Here is a 24,571-nt window from a genome sequence, read left to right on the forward strand (position 1 = left end):
ATACAATTTTATCATTAAATATCAGAATTTTAAAACAAAAAATTTATTCAGATATTTTCCTTTCAATTTCTGAAGTTTTTTTCATTTGTAAAATTTCATCTGCGTAAATTTTAGCTTCTTCAAATGAATTGTTAGCGATAACATCCTTGATTTTTGGAATTGACGCTGCTGGGGCAGAAAATTCATCTAATCCCATACCTAAAAGAAGCTTCGTCGCTTTGGTATCTCCTGCAAATCCTCCACACATTCCAGTCCATTTTCCATGTTTGTGGCTAACATCGATAACTTTTTTGATAGCTCTTAGAACTGCTGGGTTGTATGTGTTATAAAGGTTTGAAATTTTTTCGTTTCCCCTATCACTTGCCAATATATATTGAGTCAAATCATTAGTTCCAATGCTAAAGAAATCAACATATTCTATTAAATCTTCAGCGACAATAACACTAGCTGGAGTTTCAATCATGATACCAACCTCGATATTTTCATCGAAATCAATATTTGCATCTTTCAATTCTTTTTTATTATTTTCAATTATTTCGAGAGCTTTTTCCATTTCTTCTACTGAAATAACCATAGGAAGCATAATTCTTATTTTTCCAAACGCAGAAGCTCTCAAAATCGCTTTGATTTGAGCATCAAAAACATCGTTCATATCAAAACAAAATCTCAAAGCTCTCCAACCCAAAAACGGATTATCTTCTTTAGGAAACTTGTAGTAAGGAAGTTCTTTGTCGCCGCCAATATCTAAAGTTCTGATAATTACTGATTTCCCATCTAAAATTTCGACTACTTTTTTATAAGATTCAAATTGTTCATCTTCAGTTGGAAAATTATCATTATACATATACAAAAATTCTGTTCTAAATAAACCAACGCCTTCTGCACCAGATTCCAAGCCTTTTTCTAAATCTTCGATGTTTCCGATATTCGTCATAACATCAATATCTCTTCCATCTTTAGTAATAGCTTTGTTATATCTGTTTTTTTGGAGTCTTGATTTTTCATCATCTAATTCAGATTTTTTCTTTTTGTATTCTAAAAGAGTTTCTTGATCAGGATCTATGATACAGATTCCTTTAAATGAATCTATAATAACTGTTTGAGAATCCTTGACGTTTTCGGTAATATCTTTCATACCAACAAGACAAGCAATGCCTAAGGTTTGCGCAATAATTGAAGTATGTGCAGTTTTTCCTCCCAAGTCCATCAAAAATCCAACAACATTATCTTTATCAATTATTGATGTTTCGTAAGGAGTTAATTCTTTTGAAACCAAGATAGTATTTGGTTCTAATGAGTCGAGTTTTTGGTTTTCAATTCCTTTAATCTTGTACAATAATTGTTGGCCAATATCTTTGTAATCGGATGCTCTTTCTCTCATGTATTCATTATCCAGTGACTCCATCATAACAACCATTTCATCTATCGTATCTGTTAGTGCTTTGTCGCTTGAATAATGTTCGTTAATTTTTGAAATCACACTTTCTGATAAAAAAGGATCATCCAACATACTCAAATGAGCTTCTATTACTTGTTTTTGTGTATCATTGTCAACTTTTGTTTCAGATAATATTGTTTTGTAATCATTCAAAGCTTTTTCAAATTTATCAACGTGAAGCTTTATTTCTTCATCGGAAATTTTTTCGGTACTTATTTTAACTTTCTGTTTTTTCATAAGTTTAACTTTACCAATTGCTATCTGCTCACTTGCAATAATACCTTTTTTAATTAAACTCATAATACCTCCTCATAAACTAAAGCCGCCACAAAAGTGACGGCTATAAATTCTTAATTTAATTAATCTTCCAAATTTTCTATAAATTCAACTAGTTTTTTTAAGTTTTCTTCTTCGTTTTCGCCATCTAATCTAACAGTAACTTCAGTATCTTGAGAAATACCTAAAGCCATAACGTTGAAAATAGATTTTGCGTTAGCTGTTTTACCATCTTTAATAAGTTCAACTTTACCATCAAAATTTTTTACAAATTGTACCAAAGATGCAGCTGGACGAGCATGCAAACCAGTTTCGTTTTTAACTATAACATTTTGTTCTACCATAATAATAATCCTCCTATGACTACTTTATTTATATCCTATTAATTGATTTTTTAAACAGGAAAATATTTTAATTGATATCTTTTACGGATTCTCTCTTCATTATTTGAGAACCCAATATTGCCTTTTCGTTGATAATTTTATTTTCTTTCAAAACCTTTACTAAAGTTCTCATTGATACAGCACCTATGTCATAATAAGGTTCTTGAACTGTAGTAAGAGTAGGTCTGTAAATACTTGTCATTGGTATATCGCCAAATCCAGATACTGAAATATCATCTGGAACTTTCTTGTTATTATCATAGCAATAATTTATAAATCCAATTGCTTGTGCATCTTCACTAAAACTTACGCAAGTTATGTCTTTCGAATCTTTCATTTCGAAAATCTTATCCCCTGCTTCGTAACCATCTTTTACTGAAACTCCTTCTGATGAGATTTCAAATTTTTCTAATTTCAAGTCATCACAAGCTTGTCTGTAACCTTTAAGTTTTTCTTGACCAATTTCAGTGTCTTGATTTTCTTTTACGAATAAAATTTTCTTATGACCTAAATCATAAATATGATTAATCATATTTATCATAGCTTCTTTGTAGTCGATTTGTACTGTGTGCACGTCTTTTATATTCCAGAATTTGTCTAATTGAATATAAGGAACAGTTTGATCTTTCAACTTGAATATAACCTCTGGTTCAATGTCTTCAGAAATCAAAATTATCCCTTCAACTTGCTTTGTAAACATGAAGTCTATAATTTTCTTTTCTTGTTCCAAATCGCCGTATGTAGACGACAATAGTATATCGTATTTGTACATTCTTCCAATTTCTTCAGCACCTCTTACAATTTGTGCCATGTATGGAATACCGATATCCTTAACTACTACGCCTATTAAATTGGATCTTTTCATTACTAAAGATCTTGCCAATTCGTTTGGTTTGAAGTCAAGTTTTTCAATTGCGTCTAAAACTTTTCTACGTGCTTCTGGACTTACAGGCTTGGAATCATTCATAACTCTAGATACTGTAGAAATTGAAACTCCAGCAAGTTTTGCTACGTCTTTAATTGTTGGTGATGACATTTAATCGCTCCTTACTAAAATATTTATTGGTTTATTATTAATCTCAACTTTCACTGGTAAATTTCCACCATATTCTCCATCCACATCTCCTGGAACTGTTTGATTAGATTCAATGGTTAAAGTATCAGTTTGAAAATATAATACATCTTCAGAGTAAATATGCTTTGAACTAAAAGCATCTATTAAAATCTGAGCAACTTCTTTAAGACGGGAATGCTTAATAATCAAAACGTCTAACTTTTGATCGTCAATTTTGGCTTGTGGGCAAATATTTTCAAAACCACCTACAGTATTTGAATTCGAAATAATCATAATAGGAGATTTTACTTCCAAATAATCATCCTTTGTTTTAATCTTCAATTCCATAGGCTGATTTAATGTGTTAGGAAGTTCTTTCAACCCCTCTACAATATACGCCAGTCTACCAAAAATCGCTTTTTGAGCTTTATCAGTAACATAACTAACAGACGCTATATTTCCAACTGCAAAAACGTTGATGAAATACCTGTGTGAGTCTTCATTGCTAACTTTTCCGACGTCACTTTTAATTATTTTCCCAGTTTTAATCATTCTATATAATTTGTAAGGTGTTGATGGCAAGTTTAAGTAAGTTGCGAAATCGTTTACTGTACCTGTGGAGTAAATCGTAATTGGAATATCGCTTTCGCTGTCGCAAATTCCGTGAACAACTTCGTTAACCGTTCCATCTCCGCCTGAAATAACTATCAAATCCCAATCATCAGAAGATGTGTTTAACGCCTCATTGTATGCGTCATTCTTGCCTTTAGTTTTGAAAAGCTGAACGACAAAATTATCCTCAATTAGATAATTAATCAATTTTGTTAAATCTCTTGCGTGTGTTTGACTTCCAGATGAAGGATTTGAGATAATTTTTATTCTTTTCATTCTATCCCATCTTTCCTTAATAGCATACCAAAAAATTAATTGTTTTTCAATAGGATTTTAACAATTTCTACAATTGTTTTCATAAATTATAAAAAATTTTAAAGATTTACAATAAGCCAATCAGAAATTTTCCGATTGGCTTATAAAATCTTATTTAATTATCTTTTAGCTAAACTTTTTACGAAATTAATAATATCTCTTGCAGAACCAACATAGTCTGTAGAGTTCAAAAATCCGTATTTTATATTAGTTGCAGTATCCGTTACTGATTCAGCAACATAATCTACAGTATTAGATACGTTGCTTGAAACAGATTCTACATGTGATAAAGTGTTACTTACATTATTTGTAATATTTCTTACATCTGGAGAAACATCGCCTATTAATCTGTCGGCTTTATTAGTTATACCAGTTACATTATCTAGTATTTGTGGTACTTCGCCAATTGATCTATCGATATCCTTTTTGTTATCAGCTAAAACAGCTTTTACGCTTTTGATTAAGTCTGTAAGTTTGAAGAAAAATACGATTAAAGCAATTAAGAATCCAGATAAACAAATATATAATATTATTTTAAATATATATAAAGCATCTACCATTTCTTACCTACTTTTTGATTTCTTTTTTAACTTCTTTTGCTTCTTCTTTTGCAGTGTCAGCAGTTTTCTTTGCTTGTTTTTTTCCTTCTTCGACAGTTTTTTCTGCACCGTCTTTTGCTTCTTCTGCTACTTTTTTAGCTGATTCGCCAACTTTTTCTGCAGATTCTTTTACTTGGTCTTTAGTGTCTTTAACATCTTCTTTGATTTCTTTTCCGTCTTTTTTAACTACTTCTTTAAGATCTTCGCCAAGAACTCCCAAATCATTTTTTACTTCGTCAAATTGATCAGAAACTCTGTTTAATTCTGTCATTCCTCTATCTTGGAAATCTTGATATTTGTCTTTAACACTGTCTGTTACATTGTCAGCAGTTAATTTTACAGTATCTACTGCATCGTTAAAGTTATTTACTGCTGTTTTCTTTGTTTCTTCTGCAAATTTTTTGATATCTTTTCTAGTTTCTTCACCTGATTTAGGTGCTAATAATAATCCTGCTGCCAAACCTAATGAAGCACCAATAACTGTACCTAAAGTAATTTTAGCTTCGTCTTCATATTTGCGTTTAGCAATTTCCCATTTGATTTGTCTTTCCTTTTCTCTTCTTTTATGTTCTAAATAATCCATTAAACTCATAATAACATCTCCTTAAATAAATTTTCTTATGATTATTGTATACCCTCTAATTTCATATCTCAAACATTATTAGTGAATTATTTATGAAGTTTAATCTTTCAGATACAATCTAACCCAGGTTTCCCAGCCAACAGTTTGTTTTGGTGATTTCAATAAACCATTTTTCCCTTTGGCAACCATTCTTACAAAATCTTGGTCTTCCGTTAAATTCTTTCTCCCTTTTTCATTAAACTTATCAGTAGTAAGTCCAGTGTTTTTGTCATTTACAAATACAAGGCAATCATCATCTATTGTTTTTCTGATTTCGTAATTCTTCTCACCACTTGTTACATCAAAATCAGGCAATGTTTTATTAATATCTACAATATCCCAATTAATCGCACTATTCTTTGAGAAGAAAGATAAATCATAATTTTGTCTCAAAGTTAAATCATTAGATTCTATTAACAAAATTTTCTTTCCTGGAAATGCGTATTCCGAAGCATTTTCTAAGCTCAACTTTGCATTTTCTGGATTTTCTATCGTTACCTTTATAGGATCAATCAAAATTTTATATCCGTCGTTTTCCTTTACCATTTTTAATGGGTTAGTACTTTTATAAGATTTATCCGATTTTAAGTTTGCTTCATCATCTTCTAACCATTTTAATATAGTAGCTTGATACTCAGGGTTAGAATTTATTTCGTTGATAAATTCTTCCGCATCTTTGTTTCTGAATGGTACAGATTGATTTGATGATTTTACAATACTCATCATTTGTTCTGAGGATTTAGTTTGAACTGATTGAATGAACTTACCTTTTACAGATTCAGCTGTAATAGTCTTTTCAGCTAGATTTTCTTGGAACATAGGTTTTATATATTTAACACCAAATACAATACCAATTAATAAAGCCACACCAATAACTGAAAGAATAATTTTCTTAAATATCGATGATTTTTCATCATCCTCATAATCATAATAATCGTAGTAATCATCATAATCTTTGCTTGTTTCTTGGAATGCTTTTTCTCTTTCTTTTTTTAATGATTCTGACTCAATATCCACTACATTTAATCTGTCAGTTGTATCTTGATTAGAGCCATTATCTATCTTAGAATAATTCTTCTCATTATCAGTCGAACTATCTTCTTCTTTTTTTATAAAACCAAGATCGTGATTTTGAGTTTCGTTTCTAAATTTAGAAGCCTCTAACAAAAAATCCTCAAATGTCTTTCCTTCAGAAGAAAAATCATCATCTTTTGAAAAATCATGACCACAAACTCTACAAAATCTATCATCAACGCCAACAAATGAATTACAATTTGGGCATTTTTTTAAATTAGAATCTTTCATAATATCACTCACCTTATCTATCATATATTATACATTCTCATACTACTTTAGTGAATAGATAATCTCAAATTAAACACATAAGAAAAAAGCATGAGATTTTGTCCCATGCTAATAAGCGAAATCGCTTTTATTTACAAAATATCCTCAGAAGACCCTAATCAATTAATGACCTTCAGTATGTGAAGGTGGGTTGACTGTCTCAAACATCTGACATCCCTTCAAAGAGGGCTCGTCATCAATTATCGAACGTCCGTCATCCCTTATAGTGTGTGTCGGTTTAATTTTTCAGGGTGCCTCTTCTGAGGTTAATTTAATTATACTACAACATAAAAGTGTTTTCAAGTGAGATTATTTTTTCAAAAAATTATTAAATCTTTGAGGAAAATCTGTCGCAATAATATGCTCATTCCCTTTCATATCTACAAAGTCTATTTCATTTGCGTGAAGCATTTGAGAAAATCCTTCAATTTTTTCTCCATACAAACTATCTGCTACTATTGGACAGTTAATATATTCCATGCTTACTCTTATTTGATGAGTTCTTCCCGTCAAAAGCTTTAAACTAACCAAGGAATAATCCCCGTAACTTTTGATATTTTTCAAAATAGTAACACTTTTTTTACCATTTTCATCAATTTCTGTTTTAATACAATCGCGTATTAAATTTAATTCTATCTTTTGATTTTTAGGATTTCCTTCTACGATTGCTAAGTATTTTTTCTCAAACGAAGTTTTTTGATAATACGCTTGAGCTATTTTATTTTTAGCAACCATTACAACTCCTGATGTGTCTTGGTCCAATCTATTGATAAATCTAACTTTTTGATTAATATTTCTTTGCTCAAATAAATAAGACACAAAATTCGCTAAGCTTTCTTCTCCATCTGTATTCATCGTGAGTTTGTCAGGTTTATTTAATACAAAAATATCATCATCTTCATACAAAACTTCAATGTCTAAGTTTATTGGTTCGTAATTATTTTCCTCATCTTTAAGATCGATAGTTACTTTGTCACCTGGTTTTAACTTAGAGTTTCTCTTTGCATGTTTTCCATTTATCAAAATGTCATCTTTGTAAATACTGAGAAATAAATTTTTGGAAATGTGATTTACTTTCAAAAATTCATCTAACCTTATTTTTTTATCTATATCAAAACTAATTTGTTTCATTGTTTAAATCTCCAGTTATTTGGTATAATAAAATTATATCAAATATTAGGAGCTTTTAGTATAAATGAACAAAAACAGCAAAATTATAAATATATATGTAAACGATAACCAAAAATCACTTGAAACAGCTTTAATTGTCAAAGAAAAATTAGAACAAAAAGGATTCAAACCTACTTTCGATTTTGATGAGAATGCGCTGATTAATCTTTGTATCGGTGGAGATGGAGCATTTCTTAGAGCAGTTCACAAATATGAATTTTCAACTATTCCTTTTGTCGGAATAAATACTGGACACTTAGGCTTTTATCAAGAAATTCTAATCCCTAACATAGACAAATTCATTTCAGATTTAATTAACGAGAATTACGGAATCGAAAAAATCTCCTTACTTGAATCTAAAACAGCGATCAGAAATAGCAGCAAAACTTATACACACAAAGCACTGAACGAATTCGTAGTAAAAAGTGATGACTCATCAATTGTATATTTGGATGTATACATCGATGATAACCACTTAGAGTCCTTTGCTGGAGATGGAATAATAGTATCCACGCCTTCTGGATCAACTGCGTACAATTTCTCAGCTGGTGGATCTGTATTGTATCACGGGCTGGATGGTTTTCAAGTGACACCTCTTGCACCAATTAATTCAAAAGCATACCGTTCGCTTTTAAATTCTCTTGTTGTTCCATCAAAAAGTAACGTTACATTGTATTTTAGAGATCACAACTTTGACAGAAAAAGTTCCATAGTTCTAGCTGATGGATTGAACAGAAGTTATGATAATGTAGATTATGTAAACTTTACTTATTCAGATCAATATATCAATAAATTAGTTTTCTTAAAAGACTGGTATTGGTTAAATATCAAAGACAAATTCTTATAAGCAATAAAAAACATGGATTGCAATGAATCATCGCCATCCATGTTTTGTTTTATTTTTCTAATCCCAACTCATTAATTGCTGCGTTGAGCATTTTTGAAGCTATAGGTCCTGCAGTTTTTACACCATAAGAGTTATCATCTTCCAAAATAACTGCTATCGCAAATTTTGGTTTTTTTGCCGGTGCAGCAGCGACAAACCAAGCATGTGTACTTGTTTTATCTTTAATTTCTGCTGTACCTGATTTTGCGATTACAGAAGTACTAACATTAAGTGTATCGTAACTTTCTGCAGTAGATCTCAAATAATCTTTTAAGGTTACCATATTCTTCTTATTGCCAACTTCAGACAATAATTCTGGCTTAGTTTCTTTAATTACTTTTCCTTCTGAATCTATTATTTGACTAACCAAGTAAGGTTTCAACATTTGTCCATCATTTGCTACAGCGCTCATTGCCATAGCCATGTTCAATGGAGTTACCAAAGTTTCTCCTTGTCCAAAACTTGTCGTTGCAATATCTGCATCACTTTTTGTTTTTGTATATCCATTAACGCTTACTGCTACTGGCAAATCAAAAGGAATTTTCTTGCCAAGCATAAATTTTGAAGCGTTATCTTCCAAAATTTTGTTCCCCAATTTTACACCTTGCGATGCAAAATAAACATTTGATGATTTCTCAAGAGCTTTTCTCAAATCCGTCTCTCCAAAAACAGCACCATTATTATTGGAAATAGTGTATTTGTTAAACTCAATTGTACCAGTATTATCTTCTACAACTTTGTCAACTTTGTCTTCATTTTCTAATATTGCATTACCAGTAATTATTTTAAAAACCGATCCTGGAGTATACATTCCTTGCGTTGCACGATTTAATAATGGAGATGTCTCTCTATTCAAAAGTTCTTGCCATTGTGATGAAACTTCGTTTGGATTATATGAAGGGAAAGTTGCCATTACATAAACTTCACCAGTTGTCGGATTCATCATTACAATTGAACCTTTTTTGCCGTCTAATAAATTGTAGGCAAGTTTTTGTAAAGTGGAATTTGTCGTCAAAACAAGATCGTTACCTTTATTGTTTGAGCTTACTATATTTCTCAATTGCGATAAAGGAGTGTCCTTGTTAATGTTTAACAATTCTTTCATATATGATTTTTCAAGACCAGCTGTACCGTAGGTTTTTGAATTGTATCCAGTTATATTTCCATAAATATCTGCATAATCAAAAAATCTATAATTTTTCCCAGATGAATCTTTCTTCGTTTCTACCAAAACATTTTTATCTCTATCATAGATTGTTCCACGTTCAACTTTATCTTCATCTACCCACAATCTTTTGTTGTATTCATTGTTTGCAATTTTGTCAGCTTTTACTATTTGAAAATAAGTCAAATACAAAACCAACAACACAAACAAAGTCATCAAGAAAGATAAAACCACAATAATTCTTTTGTTCATTTTATTTTGCATAAATATCTTCCTCTCCTTGATCAGTTGAACAGAATTGTAAAATCGCAAGGCAAATAAATGACATCGCCATTGAAGTTCCACCGTAACTTACAAATGGTATAGTAATTCCTGTCAAAGGAACCAACTTCATAACACCACCAAACATAACAAGCCCTTGAATTGCAAAAATTACAGAAATTCCAAGCGCTACAATCTTGTAGAATTTATTTGATTGATACAACGAAATTTTCATTCCCCTGTAAATCAAAATCAAGAACAACATTATTACACCCATTCCTGTGAAAGTTCCCATTTCTTCGCAAATCGCAGCGAAAATAAAATCGCTTGTGACTACAGGAACTACATCCGGTCTTCCTAATCCAAGACCCGTTCCAAAAAATCCTCCACTCGCAATCGCAAACAAAGCTTGTGTGATTTGATAACCTATTCCATCGATATTCTTCCATGGATCAAGCCATGTAGACACCCTTATTCTTATATGAGAAAAAAGCATATACGCAGCCACCGCCCCGACAATCGCTATGAATAAATTTAATAAAATTAATCTGATGTCTTCTTGATTTACAATTTGGTAAACTAAGAATAATCCGTAAAAAATCATTGCAGTTCCCAAATCTTTTTGCAAGAAAAACATTCCTATAAATAAATAAACAACTATCATCAAGAAATATCTTTTGATTACAGGTAGATATTTTTTGTATTTTTGCGCTGACTTTATATTTATCTTATCTAACAAATCAGTGTTGTAATCATAACTAGCAAGGAAAAATACATACAATATTTTCGTAATTTCAGACGGTTGGAAACCAACCCCGAATATGCTAATCCAGTTTCTAGCTCCGTATTTATCTTCAGCGAGAACTAGTGTCATTAGAAACATCACAACACAACCTATTAAATAAAGTGCCGTGAATTTGTACCATTTTTTGTAGCTTTTTAAAATAAAAAATGTTCCAAAAAACAATAGTATCCCAATGGTAAACCACATTATTTGCTTCAATCCTTCATAAGGGTTAAGCCTGTAAATCACGATTACACCAATACTAAAAAGCATACAAGCGATTTGTAATATATATCCATCACCTTTAGTGATTTTTGTTACGTATTTATTTGCAAAAAACATTAAAATTGTAGCAAACAAAAAGTAAGCTAAAGCTTTCGGATCTAATCCTTTTTCATTTGATCCCAAAGCTAGAAAAAAACCAAATATGTTAAACAGTAATATCAAATAAACCGGTTTAATCATCTTACTATTTACACGCATTGGTTTTAAGTTATCGATAAATTCTTTAAATCTGCTATTTTTCTTACGTTTAGTTTGCATCTTTGTCACCATTTACAAACATAAATTCAATTTGTCCGATATCTATCAAATCTTTGTCGTTCAATCTTGCAGAATTAATCAATTTATTTCCATTCAAAAAAGTTCCATTAGCAGAGTTCAAATCCTCTATATAATAATTATTTTTTTCTTTATATATACGTGCATGTCTCTTCGATATAAACCTATCTTTTAATGCAACTTGATTGCTGTCGTCTCTTCCTATAGTAGCAGTTCTTCCTATAAAATAATGCTCTTGTATTTTAAAAGGCAAATTCTCTTTTCTATTAATTAGTTTTAAATAAGTATTTGAACTGTAATTCATATTGTTTGTTCCTTTTATGTCCAAATAAATCATCTTGATTATGTTGAAAATAAAATAGTAAATTATTATTACAAACAAATATTTAAAAAACATAGAAATTAAATTATATAATTTTAAATTTGGAGTAATTTGTATAGAAAAGAATGCGTCCAATATGTCAATAATGTATTTCATAGGCTCCATCCTTTCTCATTTTTATCCTAATATAATATATCATATTTTGGACTTAAAAAATGAATAATAAAGTTACAATTTGTCAAAATTAATCCTCAAATATAACAGAATCGTCGGTGAATCCTTTAATTCTTGCCAATGATTCTATTGTATAACCTTGTTGTCTTAAATTGTCTCCACCTTTTTGAAAAACTTTTTCGATTAAAATTCCAATTCCTTCAACAGTTGCATTTGCTTGTGAACAAATGTCAATCAAACCTTCCAACGCTTTACCATTTGCAAGGAAGTCATCAATCAATAAAACATGATCATTTTCATTTAAGTACTCTTTTGAAACCATTACTTCGTAGCTTCTATTTTTAGTAAAACTAAACACTTCTGTTCTGTAGCAGTTGTTTCCCAAAGTTTTTGAACTTGTTTTTTTGGCAAAAACAACCGGGCAATTAAATCTAATTCCACAAGCATACGCAATTGCTATTCCGCTAACTTCAATCGTAAGTATTTTGTTTATTTTTTTATCCTTAAATTTTTCGTAAAATTCATTTGCCAAATCTTCAAAAAGAACAGGATCAATCATGTGATTAATGAACCTGTCTACCTTAAGTATATTACCTGGTAATACTTGACCATCTTTCATTATTCTCTCTTCAAGTTTTCTCATATTTCTCTCCTAGAATTTAATATAGTATATTATACATACAATATCAAAAAATCTCAATATTTGCCAATTTAAAAAATATCACTTACCCCAAAAATATAAGAGCAAGTGATATCTTAAAATTATTTAACATTCATCATTTTTTCTTTTGCTATTTTTTCAATATCCAAAACTTTTTGTTCTGCTTTTTCTTTTGAATCTGCAACAGAATAAATATATAATTTTATTTTTGGCTCAGTTCCAGAAGGTCTTAATGCATACCATGATCCATCGTCGTAGTAATATTTTAAAACATTTGATCTTGGAGTTCCAAAATCTTTGTAATTTACATCATAGTCTTTTGTTTCAACTAATTTTGTAGAACCAATTTCATGAATTGGGCTGTGTCTGAATTCTTCCATAATTCTTCCGATCTTTTCTTGACCATCCAATCCTTCTAATACTACTGAAGATAGTGAGTTTTCATGATAACCAAATTCTTCATACAAATCATCTAAAACGTCAATCAAAGTCTTTCCTTGTTTCTTATAATAAGCTAACATTTCTGAAATCATCATTGAAGAACTTACCGCATCCTTATCTCTTACAAATGTACCGTAAGAATAACCAATACTTTCTTCATATCCGAATACCCAAGATTTTTCGCCAGTTTTTTCGTATTCATTCGCTTTTCCACAAACATTTTTAAATCCAGTTAATGTTTCTATCATTTCAACGCCATATTTTTTAGCAATTTTAGCCGATAAATCTCCTGTTACGATTGATTTTACAACTACAGGATTTTCTGGCAAATCGTGTTTTTCGTATCTTTGACTCAAAATATAGTTTGTCAATAATGCTCCGATTTTATTTCCATCTAAGAAGACATATTCACCATCACTTAAAACTTCAACAGCAGTTCTATCAGCGTCTGGGTCAGTTGCCAATAACAAATCAGCTCCAACTTCTTTACCTAAATTGATAGCATATTCAAACGCTTCTGGATTTTCAGGATTTGGATAAGGAACAGTCGTAAAATCACTGTCTGGATTTTCTTGTTCTTTTACTACGTAGACATTTTTAAATCCTCTGACATCTAAGATATGTCTTACAAATCTATTTCCAGTCCCATTCAATGGAGTGTAAACTATTTTTACATCTTTATCAATATTGTCGTCATTAATTGTAAGGCTAAGCACATCTTCAAAGTAATCTTTGTCCAAATTTTCACCAAAATATTCTATTTTCTCTTCAGCTATTAATTTTTCAAAATCTCCTATCTTCACTTCAGTAAAACTTTCGATTTTGTCCAAATTATTCAAAATTTCATTAGCCTTATCTTCAAGAATTTGACTACCTTCTTCCCAATAAGCCTTGTATCCATTGTATTCTTTCGGATTGTGAGAAGCTGTAATCATAATCCCTGAAATACAATTAAATTTTCTTATGGAATAAGACAACATAGGTGTTGGTCTAATATCGTCAGACAAATAAACTTTTATTCCATTAGAAGCTAATACATTTGCTGATATTTCCGCAAATTCTTTGGAGAATTTTCTGACATCGTAGCTAATGCTTACGCCTCTTTTCAAAGCTTCTTCGCCGTAGTGTTTTATAGTATCAGCAAGTGCTTGTGTTGTTTTCATTATATTGTACTTGTTCATTCTATTTGTACCTGCACCGATTTTTCCTCTCAAACCTGCAGTACCAAATTCTAATGATTTATAAAATCTATCTTTTATTTCTTCATTATTATCTTTTATTGACATCAATTCGTCTCTTGTTTCTTGGTCATAAGACTCATCATTCAACCATTCATTGTATACTTTTAAATAATCCATAAAATCCTCCTATTGATAATAAATTAATCCTTTATACAAAGACTTTTCCTTAAACCATTTTTCTAAATCATACACTCTCTTTGTTCCCCAGTTTGAGCATTCAATTTTCCAACTATCATCGTAATAAATCGCAGTTATCGTAACCCAATGAAATTTAACATCAGGATTTTTGTGATTTAAAGTCAACATCAAAACTGGATAACCATTTGCTATTGCACCGATAATATATGTCACTATGTTTCTGATTTTCCAAGTAAAATTGTAGTTTTGTGTCACCAAACTCATTCCGTTTTTCTTGGCATACTTTCGAATACCACTGTTCATTGGAAACAAAAATGGCACGCCGTATATTTTGGGCTTAACAAATGTAGATAGCTTGTCAGCAAATTTTATATAATCAGTCTTGGTTATCGGACTGTCTATAAAATTTTCAGGAACTAACTTAGCATATTCTTTTTTTGTATTTGCAATGTAGATTAAAAAATTGGTGATAGCAATTACTGAACAACCTTTTTTCGTGAGATAGTTTGAATGCAAAACATCCTCAAACCATTGTTGATCTCCACCAAAAAAACCTTCAATATTCAAAATTCTATCTACATCTTTGAGTTCATATCTAGTATCCATTATTTCTCCATACTTATTGAATATACCCCGCTTTTTCTCTCATCAATCAAAATCACATTGTCGTTTACTTGTGTCTCAATTATTTTGTCATCAAAAATCTTCGTGCAATTTACGAAATTTTTAAAATAATCGCTCAAATCAAATTCGAATTTTTCTCCCGAATTTATAAAAACAAGCAAGAATCCCCTATCATTTTTAATACTGAAACAAATACAAAAAGCATTTACATAGTAAAATTTGAGTTTGTGTCTAACTTCATTCTCATCTTTCAAATTAAATTCTGGATGTGTTTTTCTAAATTCAATCAGCGATTTTACATATTGGAATACTTCGTTGTTATAATTCTTCAATTTCCAATCCACTGCATTAACATGAAGCGGCAGATTATAAGTATTTTTAAACATCAATTTACTTCTCAAGAATTCATTTCCACAATGAAAAAAAGGTATCCCTTGACTTAGCATTATCAAATCAAAACAAAGTTTTGTAGATGTTACGATATCCGTATTTGTTTTAAGCAATTTATCTTGAAGTATTAAATTATCGTGTGAATTAAAATAGTTAATAGTTTCATTAGGATTTTTGCAAAATCCACGCCTATTTTCATCATAGTCAATCGATCCACAAATTCCTGTTTCCAAGCTAATTTTATCTACATTTTTTTGAACAAAACCTGTAGAATTATCATCGTTATCACCTTTAATGGCATTCCTGAAAAAAGGATTGAATAAAGCATAATCTTTTCCTTTTTGACTACCAAAAGTGGTTCTTTTGTTTTTCGATAATGGAGATTCATCTGCCGCCCAAGGTTCTCCGTATATAATCACATTTTCATCGTGTTTTCTAAGTTCACTTACGATTTTATCGGTTGTTTCTGAATCTATTAAAGCCATTAAATCAAACCTGAAACCGTCAATGTGGAATTCTTTTTGAAAATACAATAAGCTATCGATAACAAATTTTCTCACAAATTCATCTTCGGTATTTAATTCATTGCCAACTCCAGATCCATTCGTGAATTCTCCATTATTATCACGTCTATAAAATTGTGGATAAATCAAATTAAATGGATGATCTTTGTTTCTAAAAGTGTGATTGTATACAACATCCATAATCACCCCAATATTATTTTCATGCAAAGTTTTAATCATTTTCTTGAATTCAATAATTCGGTTTTTAGGATTATCTGGTTCTGTAGCAAAGCTACCTTCAATACAGTTGTAATTCTCAGGATTGTATCCCCAATTGTAATTATCTTCAGAAAATTTTTCTGAATTTCTCTCATCAACGCCTACAAAATCAAACACAGGCATCAAATGAACATGTGTTATCCCCAAATCTTTCAAATGATTTATTCCTGAAACATCATTTTCTTCTACCAATCCTAAAAATTTCCCACGAAAATTTTCATCAACTTTACTAGAAATATCTGAAGAATAATCTTTTATGGACAATTCATAGATTATAGCTTCATTTCTGTTTGCTATTTTGTATTGTTCATCAGCAAAACCTTCTGGATTTGTGGAATTCAAATCTACGACACATGATTTTAAGCTATTAATTGATGAAGCTTTGCAAAATGGATCTACAATTTCAAACTCATCATCAAGTTGATACTTGTAATAAATTCCATCCAAATCTCCTTCAACCTTGACTTCAAAATACCCATCACTTTTTTTCATATCAATGGATTTGTATCTGACATCATCGAAATTTTCGTACAATAATAACTTGACATTAGTTATTTGCGGAGCATAAATCTTAAAAACTGTATATTCTTTGTTGTAATTAAACCCTAACTCATACATTTATAACTCCTAAACATCTTTCAGATAATTAATCCCAAATTTTTTGGATAGTTCTATATTTTTAATCATTAAATTATTCCACGAATTTTCATTCAAATACGATTTTTGAATTTTTTCATTAACTTCCACAAAATTATCAAAAGAATTCATAACATTAAAACTATCATTGTATTTAAGAATCAAATTATAAATCTCATAAAATTCATTTATGATTTTTTTGTTTTCTAATAATTCAATATTTTTTAGTAAAAAATTCATACATCTGGATTCTGTATTTAATAAACGTTCTTCATCAAACTTGAATACTCCAATATCTTTTAATTGTCCCATTTTTTCAAAAACACTAGAATCACTTGTCAAAATAATCGAACCGTTATTCATAAATGCATAAGGATATGTGTTTGAAATATCGAAGTTTTTGTAAGGTATATAGTTGAAAACATCACAAGCTTTGGCGAAATCTGGCACTTGATCTAGCATAATATTTTCGACAAACACTAATTTTATTTTTTCTTGAATTAGCTTATCCGAATTAATTACCTTAGACAAACCAAGACACAAACTTATTGTTTTCTTGCAAAACAAGTAATCAAACGAACTCATTCCTCCGATAAAAAATGTCGTAGGAGTAATTATCGTATTTACATTATCTTTTAGTTTTAAGTACAAATACAAAATATAAAAAACATTCAGAATTTGTCTCTTACCTTCGTGAAAGTCTGATAATTGCATATTGAAAATACTCTTATCGTTGATATTTTTTAAGTTGTACTTATCGACAAGTTTTTTCTTGTATTTTAGTTTGCTATAATACAAATCATGATATTCGATTTTATTTCTGAATAAATCGTCGTTAAAACCGTAAGTTTGTATCACAATTTTATCTTCAATATTTTTATCAATAACCACATGTTCGCTTTTCAATAAATGTTTCTTCTGATATTCAGACCCAACTATTATAGAATGCGTTACAAAAGCTATAAGATTAAAACAGTCTAGGAAATTGTCTTTAATAATTTCCGGATATCCATTTTTCAGTGCATTTTCATTTATCAACTTAATAATATTTTTAATGCTATCAAACTGATACAAGTAACTCAGATCCATTAATTCAAATGATTCTCTGTGTAAATTGATGTTAAAATACTTGAAAATGTTATTAGATTTTTCTAAAGCTTTTTCGAAATCATATCCTTCATCCATTAGTTTTTGTAAAAACGTGATTATTAACAAAGCGACATTTGTTTCAACGATATTAATTTGAATATGGTCTTTGATTTTATCTGTATTTTTAAAAAATTTTATTTCGTCATTAAATATGTCTTCAACTATTGAATCCGCAAGAAATTTTTGTTGCAAGAATTTAATATACTTGCCGAATTCATCGATTTCTGGTGTGTAAACAAATTGGCGAATTGAGTCCAATTTGTTTTCCTCAGAATAAATATCCTCAATTCTTCCACGAATAAAATTTTCGTAGTTAAGATTTGGATTAGCTTTTGGTGAAAATAATCTAATGAAATTCGTATTTCCATTTATATAGGGAATATCGTAAATTTGTGATTTAATTTTATTATTGTCTAATTCTATATCGTATTTGCTAGATCTTTTAAAAACTACACTTGTTTTTGGTTCATGGAATACAGTCTCAATCTGATTTTCATCGACTATTTGTTGCTTAAACTGTGAATTTTTGTAAAAAATCGAATACACTTTACAAAACTGTCCTTGTTTTGAGATTTTCTCAAACAAATCTACTGAGAATCTTCCTATATAACTTTGTCCCAAGTGCAAATCATTGTTCATATTTACAACATTGTCATATTTATCCTGTAATATTTTTTGCAATGGAGTTTTTAAATTGAGTTTTTCAATATAATCGTCAAACAAATTTTCTACCATTAATTCAAATGACACAATGTATGTTCTGGAAGATTTGTCGGCAAAGGTATTTGTGGATTGTCCAGAAATAATTTCTTTAATGACTTCATTTAATGCTAATCTAATTTCATAGACATTCGCATCTTGAAGATCGACCAATGAATTATACGATAATTTGATTTGCAATAATTTCCTTAGTCGATCTTCTGAAATATCAATCATTTAATGATCTCCTCATAAAGTTCGATATATTCTTTTGCAGATTTTTCCCAATCATTTTTGGAATTCATAGCATTTTCTTGAATTATTTTGAAATCATCATTGTAATAAAAAGATATTGCACGTCTCAATGTGTACAAGAAATCATGCGCGTTGATATTTGTAAAAGAGAATCCATTTCCTTCTTTGCTAAATTCGTTAAATGATTGAACAGTATCCCTCAATCCTCCAGTTTCACGCACTACTGGTATAGTTCCATATCTCATAGCAATTAATTGGGATATACCACAAGGTTCAAATATTGAAGGCATCATCAAGAAATCTGCTCCTGCATAAATCTTGTGTGATTCTTCATTGTTATAATAAATATTTGCTTTTAATTTATCTGGGAATTTCCATTCATAGTATTTGAACATTTCTTCATAAGAATAATCGCCTGTTCCCAAAATTATCACTTGTACATCTTCTGTAGTCAAAAACTCATCCATAATGTATCTAACAAGTTCTAATCCTTTATTTTCAACCAATCTAGTTACCATTGCAAATATAGGCACATCTTTTTCTTCCAAACTGTACATTCTTTGTAATGCTTTTTTGTTGACAGATTTGTCCTTAATATTTTTCAATGAGTAATTTTTGAATAAATATTTGTCTGTTTCTGGATTCCAAATAGTTGTATCAATTCCATTTGTGATTCCAGATATTTTGTAATGATACTGCCTAATAACTCCATCCAATCCTTCTCCGAAGAATGAGTATTTAATTTCATCAGCATAAGTTTTAGAAACAGTTGTTACTTTATCGCTGAAAACTATAGCACCTTTCATGAAGTTGATTGCATCGTAGAATTTCAATGCATCTTCAGAAAAATACATCGGTGATAAATCAGTTTGTCGAAGTGAATTTGAACTGAACACACCTTGATACTTTAGGTTGTGAATTGTAAAAACAGTTTTGATAGATTCGTAGAATGGATCACCTTTTGCAAAATCTCTTGCATAAACATTGACCATGGCTGTGTGCCAATCATTGGAATGAATAATGTCGCAATCAAAATCGATATATCTTAATAATTGGACACATGCTTTAGAGAAAAATACAAATCTTTCGCAATCGTCATTTTCTCCATACACATTATCTCTGTTGAAATAATCTTCATTATCTAAAAAATAAAACTCGACACCTCTGTGAATGTATTTGAAAACACCGACATAATGATGTTTAAAATCCAAATCTACATAAAAGCTTCCTTCAAATTCAAATTTATTTCTGTATTCCTCATTTATCAATTTGTACAAAGGGATGACCACTTTCACATCATGACCTTGTTTTTTCATTTCAAGTGGAAGTGTCCCTGCTACATCTGCAAGTCCACCAGTTTTTATAAACGGATCAGCCTCTGCTGCACAATATAATATCTTCATTTACATTCCCCTATTTATCTTCTAATATTGCATTCTTTTTTAATTCATATGGATAATTTGGATTACCAACTGCAGTTACATTTTCCTTTATCAAGACTCCTTTATCAGTAATCGTGTTTACAACTACTGCATTCTTTTCTATTACCGTTCTTTCGAAAATAACAGAGTTTTTGATAACAGAGCCCTCTTGAATTTCTACGCCTCTAAAAATAATTGAATTTTCAACTTTACCATCTATTTTGACTCCGTTTGCTATCAATGAATTCTTAACGCAAGCAGAGTCACCGTATAATGCTGACGGTTCGTCTTTTGATTTTGTTAATAATAATCCATTTTTGAAAAATACATTGTTGTAAATATCAGTATTTAATAATTTCAAATTTGCATCGTAAAATTGTGTCAAATTTCTGATTACTTCAACATATCCATCAATCATGTACACACCGATTTTTAATTTATCCAAATTAGAAATAATAACATCGATTAATTCATTAGAATTAGAATTTTTAGCTGCATCGTGAATCAAATTCAAGAAAACTTCTTTTTTCATGTAACCAATGTTTGTCATTAAATTAAATTCATCATCAATTCCTTGATTCGTTCCTATACTGATTAGATTGCCTTCATCATCCAAGTTTAATCTGGTTTCTCCGATGAATAATCCCGTTGCATTATCCATTTTTTTGCAAAACAATAATATGTCCAAATCTTCTTCGATAAATCTATCGTGAGAAACGGAAAAATCTTCTCTGAAAATAACCATTGGATCGTAGAAATACAACTCATCTTCTTTTGATCTCAAATAAAAATCCCTAGTTTCGTTGTAAGCGACGATTTCCTTACCAGCATTTTCAAAAGTTGGAGGAAATATAACAAGTCCATTTCTTCTTCTATTTAATTCATAACTTTCGCCATTTCCCAAGTGATCTAGAGTAGACCTCATAATTTTTCCGCCATACAAAACAACATTTGAAAACTCATTATTCGCAAAGTTACTCAAAGCAATATCTATGATTCTGTATCTTGCCCCATAAGGAAGCATATATTCTGGTCTGGAATCAGTTAGATATCCAAAATCTTGTCTACTTTTTCCACCGTATATAATTCCAATACAATTTTGCATAATTTCCTCCTAACACTCTTCAATTCCATCTTCACTAACCAAGAAGATTTTGTCGGAGTCCTTTTCACCAATCACTTGGTTTTCTTCAATGGTCATGGATTCTGCAACTACACAGTTGTAAAGTTTTGCACCTTTCTTTATAACAGTATCGCTTAAAATAACAGAATCATGAACTTCTGCATTCTTTTCCACAGTTATTGATGAAAACAAAACTGAATTATTCACATTTCCGTAAATCAAACAATTTTCATTGATTAAAGATTTTTTCACTTCTGCAACTTCATCAACATAATGTGGTGGGAGATTTCTGTTTTTCGTGTAAATTCTCCAACTAGTATCGTACAAGTCCAGCCTATTGTCAGGATTTAATAAATCCAAATTAGCTTGCCAGTAACTTCTTACAGTTCCCACATCTTTCCAGTAGCCATCAAATTTCCATGCAAAAACATTTAAACCGTCATTTATAATCTTAGGAATTATATTCATTCCGAAATCGTGTTTGGAATTCTTATCTTCATTGTCTTCAATCAAATATTTTTTCAAAGTGTGCCAGTTGAAAATATATATTCCCATAGAAGCCAAATTGCTTTTAGGGTTTTTTGGTTTTTCTTCAAATTCAACGATTTTTCCATCTTCATCGGTATTCATAATACCGAATCTACTAGCTTCGCTCCAATCTACCTCCATTACTGCAATTGTAAGCTCACTATTCTTTTCTTTGTGATATTTTAAAATCTTGTTGTAATCCATTTTATAAATATGGTCACCAGATAAAATCACAACATATTCCGCGTCCAATTCATCTAAGTAATTCATATTTTCGTAAATAGAATTAGCTGTACCTTCATACCAATTACCACCACTTTCTGTAGCAAACGGCGATAAAATTCTCAAACCACCAGAATTTCTGGATAAATCCCAGCTAGATCCATTACCTAAATGTGAATTTAATTTGAATGGTTTATATTGTGTTAAAATTCCAACATCTCTTATATCTGAATTTGCTGCATTACTCAAAGCAAAATCAATAATTCGATATTTTCCACCAAATGACACTGCTGGTTTTGCAACATTTTTTGTCAATGCCTTTAGTCTTGAACCTTGTCCTCCCGCTAAAAGCATTGCGACAACTCTATTTCGTGCCTTCATAAATCCTCCTACTTTTTATTGATATTTCTAAGTTTATTTTGTTTTATAAACATCGCAGAAAATGGTTCTATATCAACTGTTATAGAAAATTTTCTGTCGTTGTGTTCTATGTTTTTCGAATAATATGGTTTATTCCTTTGTAAATTTCCACCGTATTTCTTCATTGAAGAATTAAGTACAACTGAATACAGTGCGTAATCATCCACACCTACTGGATATTTCTCTCTTTTTACAGGTGTGAAATTAAAAATACAAATTATTTTCTCATTTTTGGAATTTATTCTTTCAAAAATTATCAAAGATTCATTTGCGTTGTTCACATCTTCCCATTGAAAACCCGAATAACTTGTATCCATATCATAGAATTCATCATTATCAATATAAAATTTATTTAAATCTTTCATAAAATGTTTTAATTTTTGATGCTTTTCGTATTCCAAAACTTCCCACGTTACTTCTTTGTATTCATTCCATTCATCAAATTGGCCAATGTCATTACCCATAAACAAAAGTTTTTTTCCAGGATGAGCAAACATAAAAGAATACAAAAGTCTTATTTGATCGAATTTTTCATCGTAAGTTCCAGGCATTTTACCAATCATTGAGTTTTTCATGTGAACTACTTCATCGTGACTAAATGGGAGAATGTAATTTTCATTAAAGGCATACATTATCGAAAAAGTTAATAAATTATGATGGTCTTTCCTAAAAATAGGATCCATCTTCATGTATTTGATTATGTCATTCATCCAACCCATATTCCACTTAAAATCAAAACCAAGTCCGTTTTCTTCTACTGATTTCGTAACATTTGGCCATGAAGTTGATTCTTCTGCAATTACAAAAGCACTTGGAAATTCTTGTTTAATTGTTTGATTTAATTTTTTAATAAATTCTATAGCTTCCTTGTTTTCGTAGCTGCCATCTTCGTTTCTGATATCTTTTCCAGCAAAATTCAAATATATCATATAAGCAACTGCATCAACCCTAAGTCCATCCGAATGGTAGTATTTGAACCAAAATAATGCAGAAGATATAAGAAAATTCACCACTTCTTTTTTTGAAAAGTCAAAGTTCAGTGTTCCCCATTGATCATTATCAGCTAAGTATTGGTCTGATTTTTCAAATAAATTACTTCCGTCAAATTTTCTAAGTCCAAAATCATCTCTACAAAAATGAGCCGGAACCCAATCCATGATAACTCCAATATCATTCTGGTGTAATTTGTCAATCAAATACATCAAATCTTTTGGACAACCAAATCTAGAAGTAGCTGCAAAAAATCCCGTAAGTTGATATCCCCATGATCCATCGAAAGGATGCTCCATTAAAGGCATAAATTCAACATGTGTGTAATTCATTTCTTTAAGATAATCCACCAGCTCATCTGCTAACTGAATGTAAGACAAATAATTCTCACCGTATTTTCTCCATGAAGAAAGATTTATCTCATAAATACTCATAGGACTGTGGAATCTATCTGTTTTTTCTCTTTTTTTGAGCCATTTTTTGTCATTCCATGTATAACCTTCAATGTCATAAACTTTACTTGCTGTTTTTGGTCTCAATTCGCTATGAAATGCAAATGGATCCGCCTTGTATAAAACTTCTGAATCTTGTGTAACTATTCTGTACTTATATGAATCAAAGATTTTAACATCTCTGAGACAAATCTCCCAAATTTCTCCATCGTGTAATTTTTGAAGTGGAAGTGAATAATCGTCCCAATCATTGAAATCTCCAACCAAATTTACATGTTTGGCATTAGGTGCCCACACCAAAAATCTGGTGTAGGTTCCTAAATCATCTGAGTAAATATGAGATCCCAAAAATTTATACAAATTATTATTGTTTCCTTCATGAAACAAGTAAACATCTGTTTCATTATTTCCCTGATAAAAATACTTTTCCATA

At 30.3% G+C, this 24,571-nt stretch carries 21 protein-coding genes; 1 reads left to right on the forward strand and 20 read right to left on the reverse strand.

The features are described from left to right. Window positions 1-43 precede the first annotated feature (43 nt). The 8 genes from ptsP to HMPREF0391_RS08800 all read right to left on the reverse strand — a co-directional run bounded on the left by ptsP (window position 44) and on the right by HMPREF0391_RS08800 (window position 7,774). Entirely contained in the window at window positions 44-1,738 is a 1,695-nt protein-coding gene (gene ptsP / locus HMPREF0391_RS08765; RefSeq protein WP_002836730.1) for a phosphoenolpyruvate--protein phosphotransferase, read from the reverse strand. A gap of 59 nt (window positions 1,739-1,797) precedes the next feature. Next, on the reverse strand, window positions 1,798-2,058 hold the full coding sequence (locus HMPREF0391_RS08770) for an HPr family phosphocarrier protein (protein WP_002836732.1): 261 nt from the start codon (window positions 2,056-2,058) through the stop codon (window positions 1,798-1,800). 67 nt (window positions 2,059-2,125) lie between these two features. Further along, window positions 2,126-3,133, reverse strand: a complete 1,008-nt coding sequence (locus HMPREF0391_RS08775) for a LacI family DNA-binding transcriptional regulator (protein ID WP_002836734.1) — start codon at window positions 3,131-3,133, stop codon at window positions 2,126-2,128. Continuing rightward, window positions 3,134-4,039 (reverse strand): diacylglycerol/lipid kinase family protein, encoded by a 906-nt coding sequence (locus tag HMPREF0391_RS08780; protein WP_002836735.1) that lies wholly within the window; start codon window positions 4,037-4,039, stop codon window positions 3,134-3,136. It lies immediately after the preceding gene. A 158-nt stretch (window positions 4,040-4,197) separates the two neighbouring features. After that, complete coding sequence (locus HMPREF0391_RS08785; protein WP_002836737.1) at window positions 4,198-4,638, reverse strand: hypothetical protein; 441 nt, start codon at window positions 4,636-4,638, stop codon at window positions 4,198-4,200. Window positions 4,639-4,645: 7 nt separating this feature from the next. Continuing rightward, window positions 4,646-5,269, reverse strand: a complete 624-nt coding sequence (locus HMPREF0391_RS08790) for a YtxH domain-containing protein (protein ID WP_002836739.1) — start codon at window positions 5,267-5,269, stop codon at window positions 4,646-4,648. 90 nt (window positions 5,270-5,359) lie between these two features. Further along, complete coding sequence (locus tag HMPREF0391_RS08795) at window positions 5,360-6,604, reverse strand: zinc ribbon domain-containing protein (RefSeq protein WP_035109603.1); 1,245 nt, start codon at window positions 6,602-6,604, stop codon at window positions 5,360-5,362. A 348-nt stretch (window positions 6,605-6,952) separates the two neighbouring features. Continuing rightward, the gene (locus HMPREF0391_RS08800) at window positions 6,953-7,774 is read right to left on the reverse strand and encodes an RluA family pseudouridine synthase (protein ID WP_002836743.1); all 822 of its coding nucleotides are present in this window, start codon (window positions 7,772-7,774) and stop codon (window positions 6,953-6,955) included. Between the two features lie 64 nt (window positions 7,775-7,838). Here HMPREF0391_RS08800 and HMPREF0391_RS08805 point away from each other — a divergent pair, with 64 nt between their 5' ends. Then, complete coding sequence (locus HMPREF0391_RS08805; RefSeq protein ID WP_002836745.1) at window positions 7,839-8,660, forward strand: NAD(+)/NADH kinase; 822 nt, start codon at window positions 7,839-7,841, stop codon at window positions 8,658-8,660. A gap of 49 nt (window positions 8,661-8,709) precedes the next feature. On the opposite strand, the gene HMPREF0391_RS08810 is transcribed toward HMPREF0391_RS08805, so the two are convergent. The 12 genes from HMPREF0391_RS08810 to glgB all read right to left on the reverse strand — a co-directional run bounded on the left by HMPREF0391_RS08810 (window position 8,710) and on the right by glgB (window position 24,570). Next, a complete protein-coding gene (locus tag HMPREF0391_RS08810) occupies window positions 8,710-10,128 on the reverse strand; it encodes a peptidoglycan D,D-transpeptidase FtsI family protein (RefSeq protein ID WP_002836747.1) in 1,419 nt (472 codons plus the stop codon). After that, complete coding sequence (locus tag HMPREF0391_RS08815) at window positions 10,118-11,452, reverse strand: FtsW/RodA/SpoVE family cell cycle protein (protein ID WP_002836748.1); 1,335 nt, start codon at window positions 11,450-11,452, stop codon at window positions 10,118-10,120. The genes HMPREF0391_RS08810 and HMPREF0391_RS08815 overlap by 11 nt, the downstream gene beginning before the upstream one ends. Continuing rightward, window positions 11,442-11,948 carry an FHA domain-containing protein gene (locus tag HMPREF0391_RS08820; RefSeq protein ID WP_002837647.1) on the reverse strand — a complete coding sequence of 169 codons (507 nt, stop codon included), beginning with the start codon at window positions 11,946-11,948 and terminating at the stop codon, window positions 11,442-11,444. The genes HMPREF0391_RS08815 and HMPREF0391_RS08820 overlap by 11 nt, the downstream gene beginning before the upstream one ends. 88 nt (window positions 11,949-12,036) lie before the next feature. Then, on the reverse strand, window positions 12,037-12,609 hold the full coding sequence (locus HMPREF0391_RS08825; protein ID WP_002836751.1) for a xanthine phosphoribosyltransferase: 573 nt from the start codon (window positions 12,607-12,609) through the stop codon (window positions 12,037-12,039). 119 nt (window positions 12,610-12,728) lie between these two features. Continuing rightward, window positions 12,729-14,426 (reverse strand): phospho-sugar mutase, encoded by a 1,698-nt coding sequence (locus tag HMPREF0391_RS08830; protein WP_002836752.1) that lies wholly within the window; start codon window positions 14,424-14,426, stop codon window positions 12,729-12,731. 9 nt (window positions 14,427-14,435) lie between these two features. Next, the gene (locus tag HMPREF0391_RS08835; protein ID WP_002836753.1) at window positions 14,436-15,053 is read right to left on the reverse strand and encodes a hypothetical protein; all 618 of its coding nucleotides are present in this window, start codon (window positions 15,051-15,053) and stop codon (window positions 14,436-14,438) included. Next, a complete protein-coding gene (pulA, locus tag HMPREF0391_RS08840) occupies window positions 15,053-16,861 on the reverse strand; it encodes a type I pullulanase (protein ID WP_002836755.1) in 1,809 nt (602 codons plus the stop codon). The genes HMPREF0391_RS08835 and pulA overlap by 1 nt, the downstream gene beginning before the upstream one ends. Window positions 16,862-16,870: 9 nt before the next feature. Then, entirely contained in the window at window positions 16,871-18,964 is a 2,094-nt protein-coding gene (locus tag HMPREF0391_RS08845; RefSeq protein ID WP_002836756.1) for a glycogen/starch/alpha-glucan phosphorylase, read from the reverse strand. After that, window positions 18,961-20,385, reverse strand: coding sequence for a glycogen synthase GlgA (glgA, locus tag HMPREF0391_RS08850; RefSeq protein ID WP_002836757.1), 1,425 nt, complete (start codon window positions 20,383-20,385; stop codon window positions 18,961-18,963). Before glgA ends, HMPREF0391_RS08845 begins: the two co-directional genes overlap by 4 nt. A 10-nt stretch (window positions 20,386-20,395) precedes the next feature. After that, window positions 20,396-21,508, reverse strand: coding sequence for a glucose-1-phosphate adenylyltransferase subunit GlgD (gene glgD / locus HMPREF0391_RS08855; protein WP_002836758.1), 1,113 nt, complete (start codon window positions 21,506-21,508; stop codon window positions 20,396-20,398). 9 nt (window positions 21,509-21,517) lie between these two features. Beyond that, on the reverse strand, window positions 21,518-22,657 hold the full coding sequence (locus tag HMPREF0391_RS08860) for a glucose-1-phosphate adenylyltransferase (protein WP_002836760.1): 1,140 nt from the start codon (window positions 22,655-22,657) through the stop codon (window positions 21,518-21,520). 8 nt (window positions 22,658-22,665) lie between these two features. Further along, window positions 22,666-24,570 carry a 1,4-alpha-glucan branching protein GlgB gene (gene glgB / locus HMPREF0391_RS08865; protein ID WP_002836761.1) on the reverse strand — a complete coding sequence of 635 codons (1,905 nt, stop codon included), beginning with the start codon at window positions 24,568-24,570 and terminating at the stop codon, window positions 22,666-22,668. Between the last annotated feature and the right edge of the window lies 1 nt (window position 24,571).

It is taken from the genome of Finegoldia magna ATCC 53516 (assembly GCF_000159695.1).
GTDB lineage: Bacteria > Bacillota > Clostridia > Tissierellales > Peptoniphilaceae > Finegoldia > Finegoldia magna_F.

Excerpts from the sequence above, each read along its gene's own strand:
- glgD (WP_002836758.1), bottom strand. The coding sequence starts at position 21,508 with ATGCAAAATTGTATTGGAATTATATACGGTGGAAAAAGTAGACAAGAT.
- HMPREF0391_RS08795 (WP_035109603.1), bottom strand. The coding sequence starts at position 6,604 with ATGAAAGATTCTAATTTAAAAAAATGCCCAAATTGTAATTCATTTGTT.
- pulA (WP_002836755.1), bottom strand. The coding sequence starts at position 16,861 with ATGTATGAGTTAGGGTTTAATTACAACAAAGAATATACAGTTTTTAAG.
- HMPREF0391_RS08800 (WP_002836743.1), bottom strand. The coding sequence starts at position 7,774 with ATGAAACAAATTAGTTTTGATATAGATAAAAAAATAAGGTTAGATGAA.
- HMPREF0391_RS08860 (WP_002836760.1), bottom strand. The coding sequence starts at position 22,657 with ATGAAGGCACGAAATAGAGTTGTCGCAATGCTTTTAGCGGGAGGACAA.
- ptsP (WP_002836730.1), bottom strand. The coding sequence starts at position 1,738 with ATGAGTTTAATTAAAAAAGGTATTATTGCAAGTGAGCAGATAGCAATT.
- HMPREF0391_RS08820 (WP_002837647.1), bottom strand. The coding sequence starts at position 11,948 with ATGAAATACATTATTGACATATTGGACGCATTCTTTTCTATACAAATT.
- HMPREF0391_RS08775 (WP_002836734.1), bottom strand. The coding sequence starts at position 3,133 with ATGTCATCACCAACAATTAAAGACGTAGCAAAACTTGCTGGAGTTTCA.
- HMPREF0391_RS08830 (WP_002836752.1), bottom strand. The coding sequence starts at position 14,426 with ATGGATTATTTAAAAGTATACAATGAATGGTTGAATGATGAGTCTTAT.
- HMPREF0391_RS08815 (WP_002836748.1), bottom strand. The coding sequence starts at position 11,452 with ATGCAAACTAAACGTAAGAAAAATAGCAGATTTAAAGAATTTATCGAT.
- glgB (WP_002836761.1), bottom strand. The coding sequence starts at position 24,570 with ATGGAAAAGTATTTTTATCAGGGAAATAATGAAACAGATGTTTACTTG.
- HMPREF0391_RS08790 (WP_002836739.1), bottom strand. The coding sequence starts at position 5,269 with ATGAGTTTAATGGATTATTTAGAACATAAAAGAAGAGAAAAGGAAAGA.
- HMPREF0391_RS08825 (WP_002836751.1), bottom strand. The coding sequence starts at position 12,609 with ATGAGAAAACTTGAAGAGAGAATAATGAAAGATGGTCAAGTATTACCA.
- glgA (WP_002836757.1), bottom strand. The coding sequence starts at position 20,385 with ATGAAGATATTATATTGTGCAGCAGAGGCTGATCCGTTTATAAAAACT.
- HMPREF0391_RS08810 (WP_002836747.1), bottom strand. The coding sequence starts at position 10,128 with ATGCAAAATAAAATGAACAAAAGAATTATTGTGGTTTTATCTTTCTTG.
- HMPREF0391_RS08780 (WP_002836735.1), bottom strand. The coding sequence starts at position 4,039 with ATGAAAAGAATAAAAATTATCTCAAATCCTTCATCTGGAAGTCAAACA.
- HMPREF0391_RS08835 (WP_002836753.1), bottom strand. The coding sequence starts at position 15,053 with ATGGATACTAGATATGAACTCAAAGATGTAGATAGAATTTTGAATATT.
- HMPREF0391_RS08785 (WP_002836737.1), bottom strand. The coding sequence starts at position 4,638 with ATGGTAGATGCTTTATATATATTTAAAATAATATTATATATTTGTTTA.
- HMPREF0391_RS08805 (WP_002836745.1), top strand. The coding sequence starts at position 7,839 with ATGAACAAAAACAGCAAAATTATAAATATATATGTAAACGATAACCAA.
- HMPREF0391_RS08770 (WP_002836732.1), bottom strand. The coding sequence starts at position 2,058 with ATGGTAGAACAAAATGTTATAGTTAAAAACGAAACTGGTTTGCATGCT.
- HMPREF0391_RS08845 (WP_002836756.1), bottom strand. The coding sequence starts at position 18,964 with ATGATTGATATTTCAGAAGATCGACTAAGGAAATTATTGCAAATCAAA.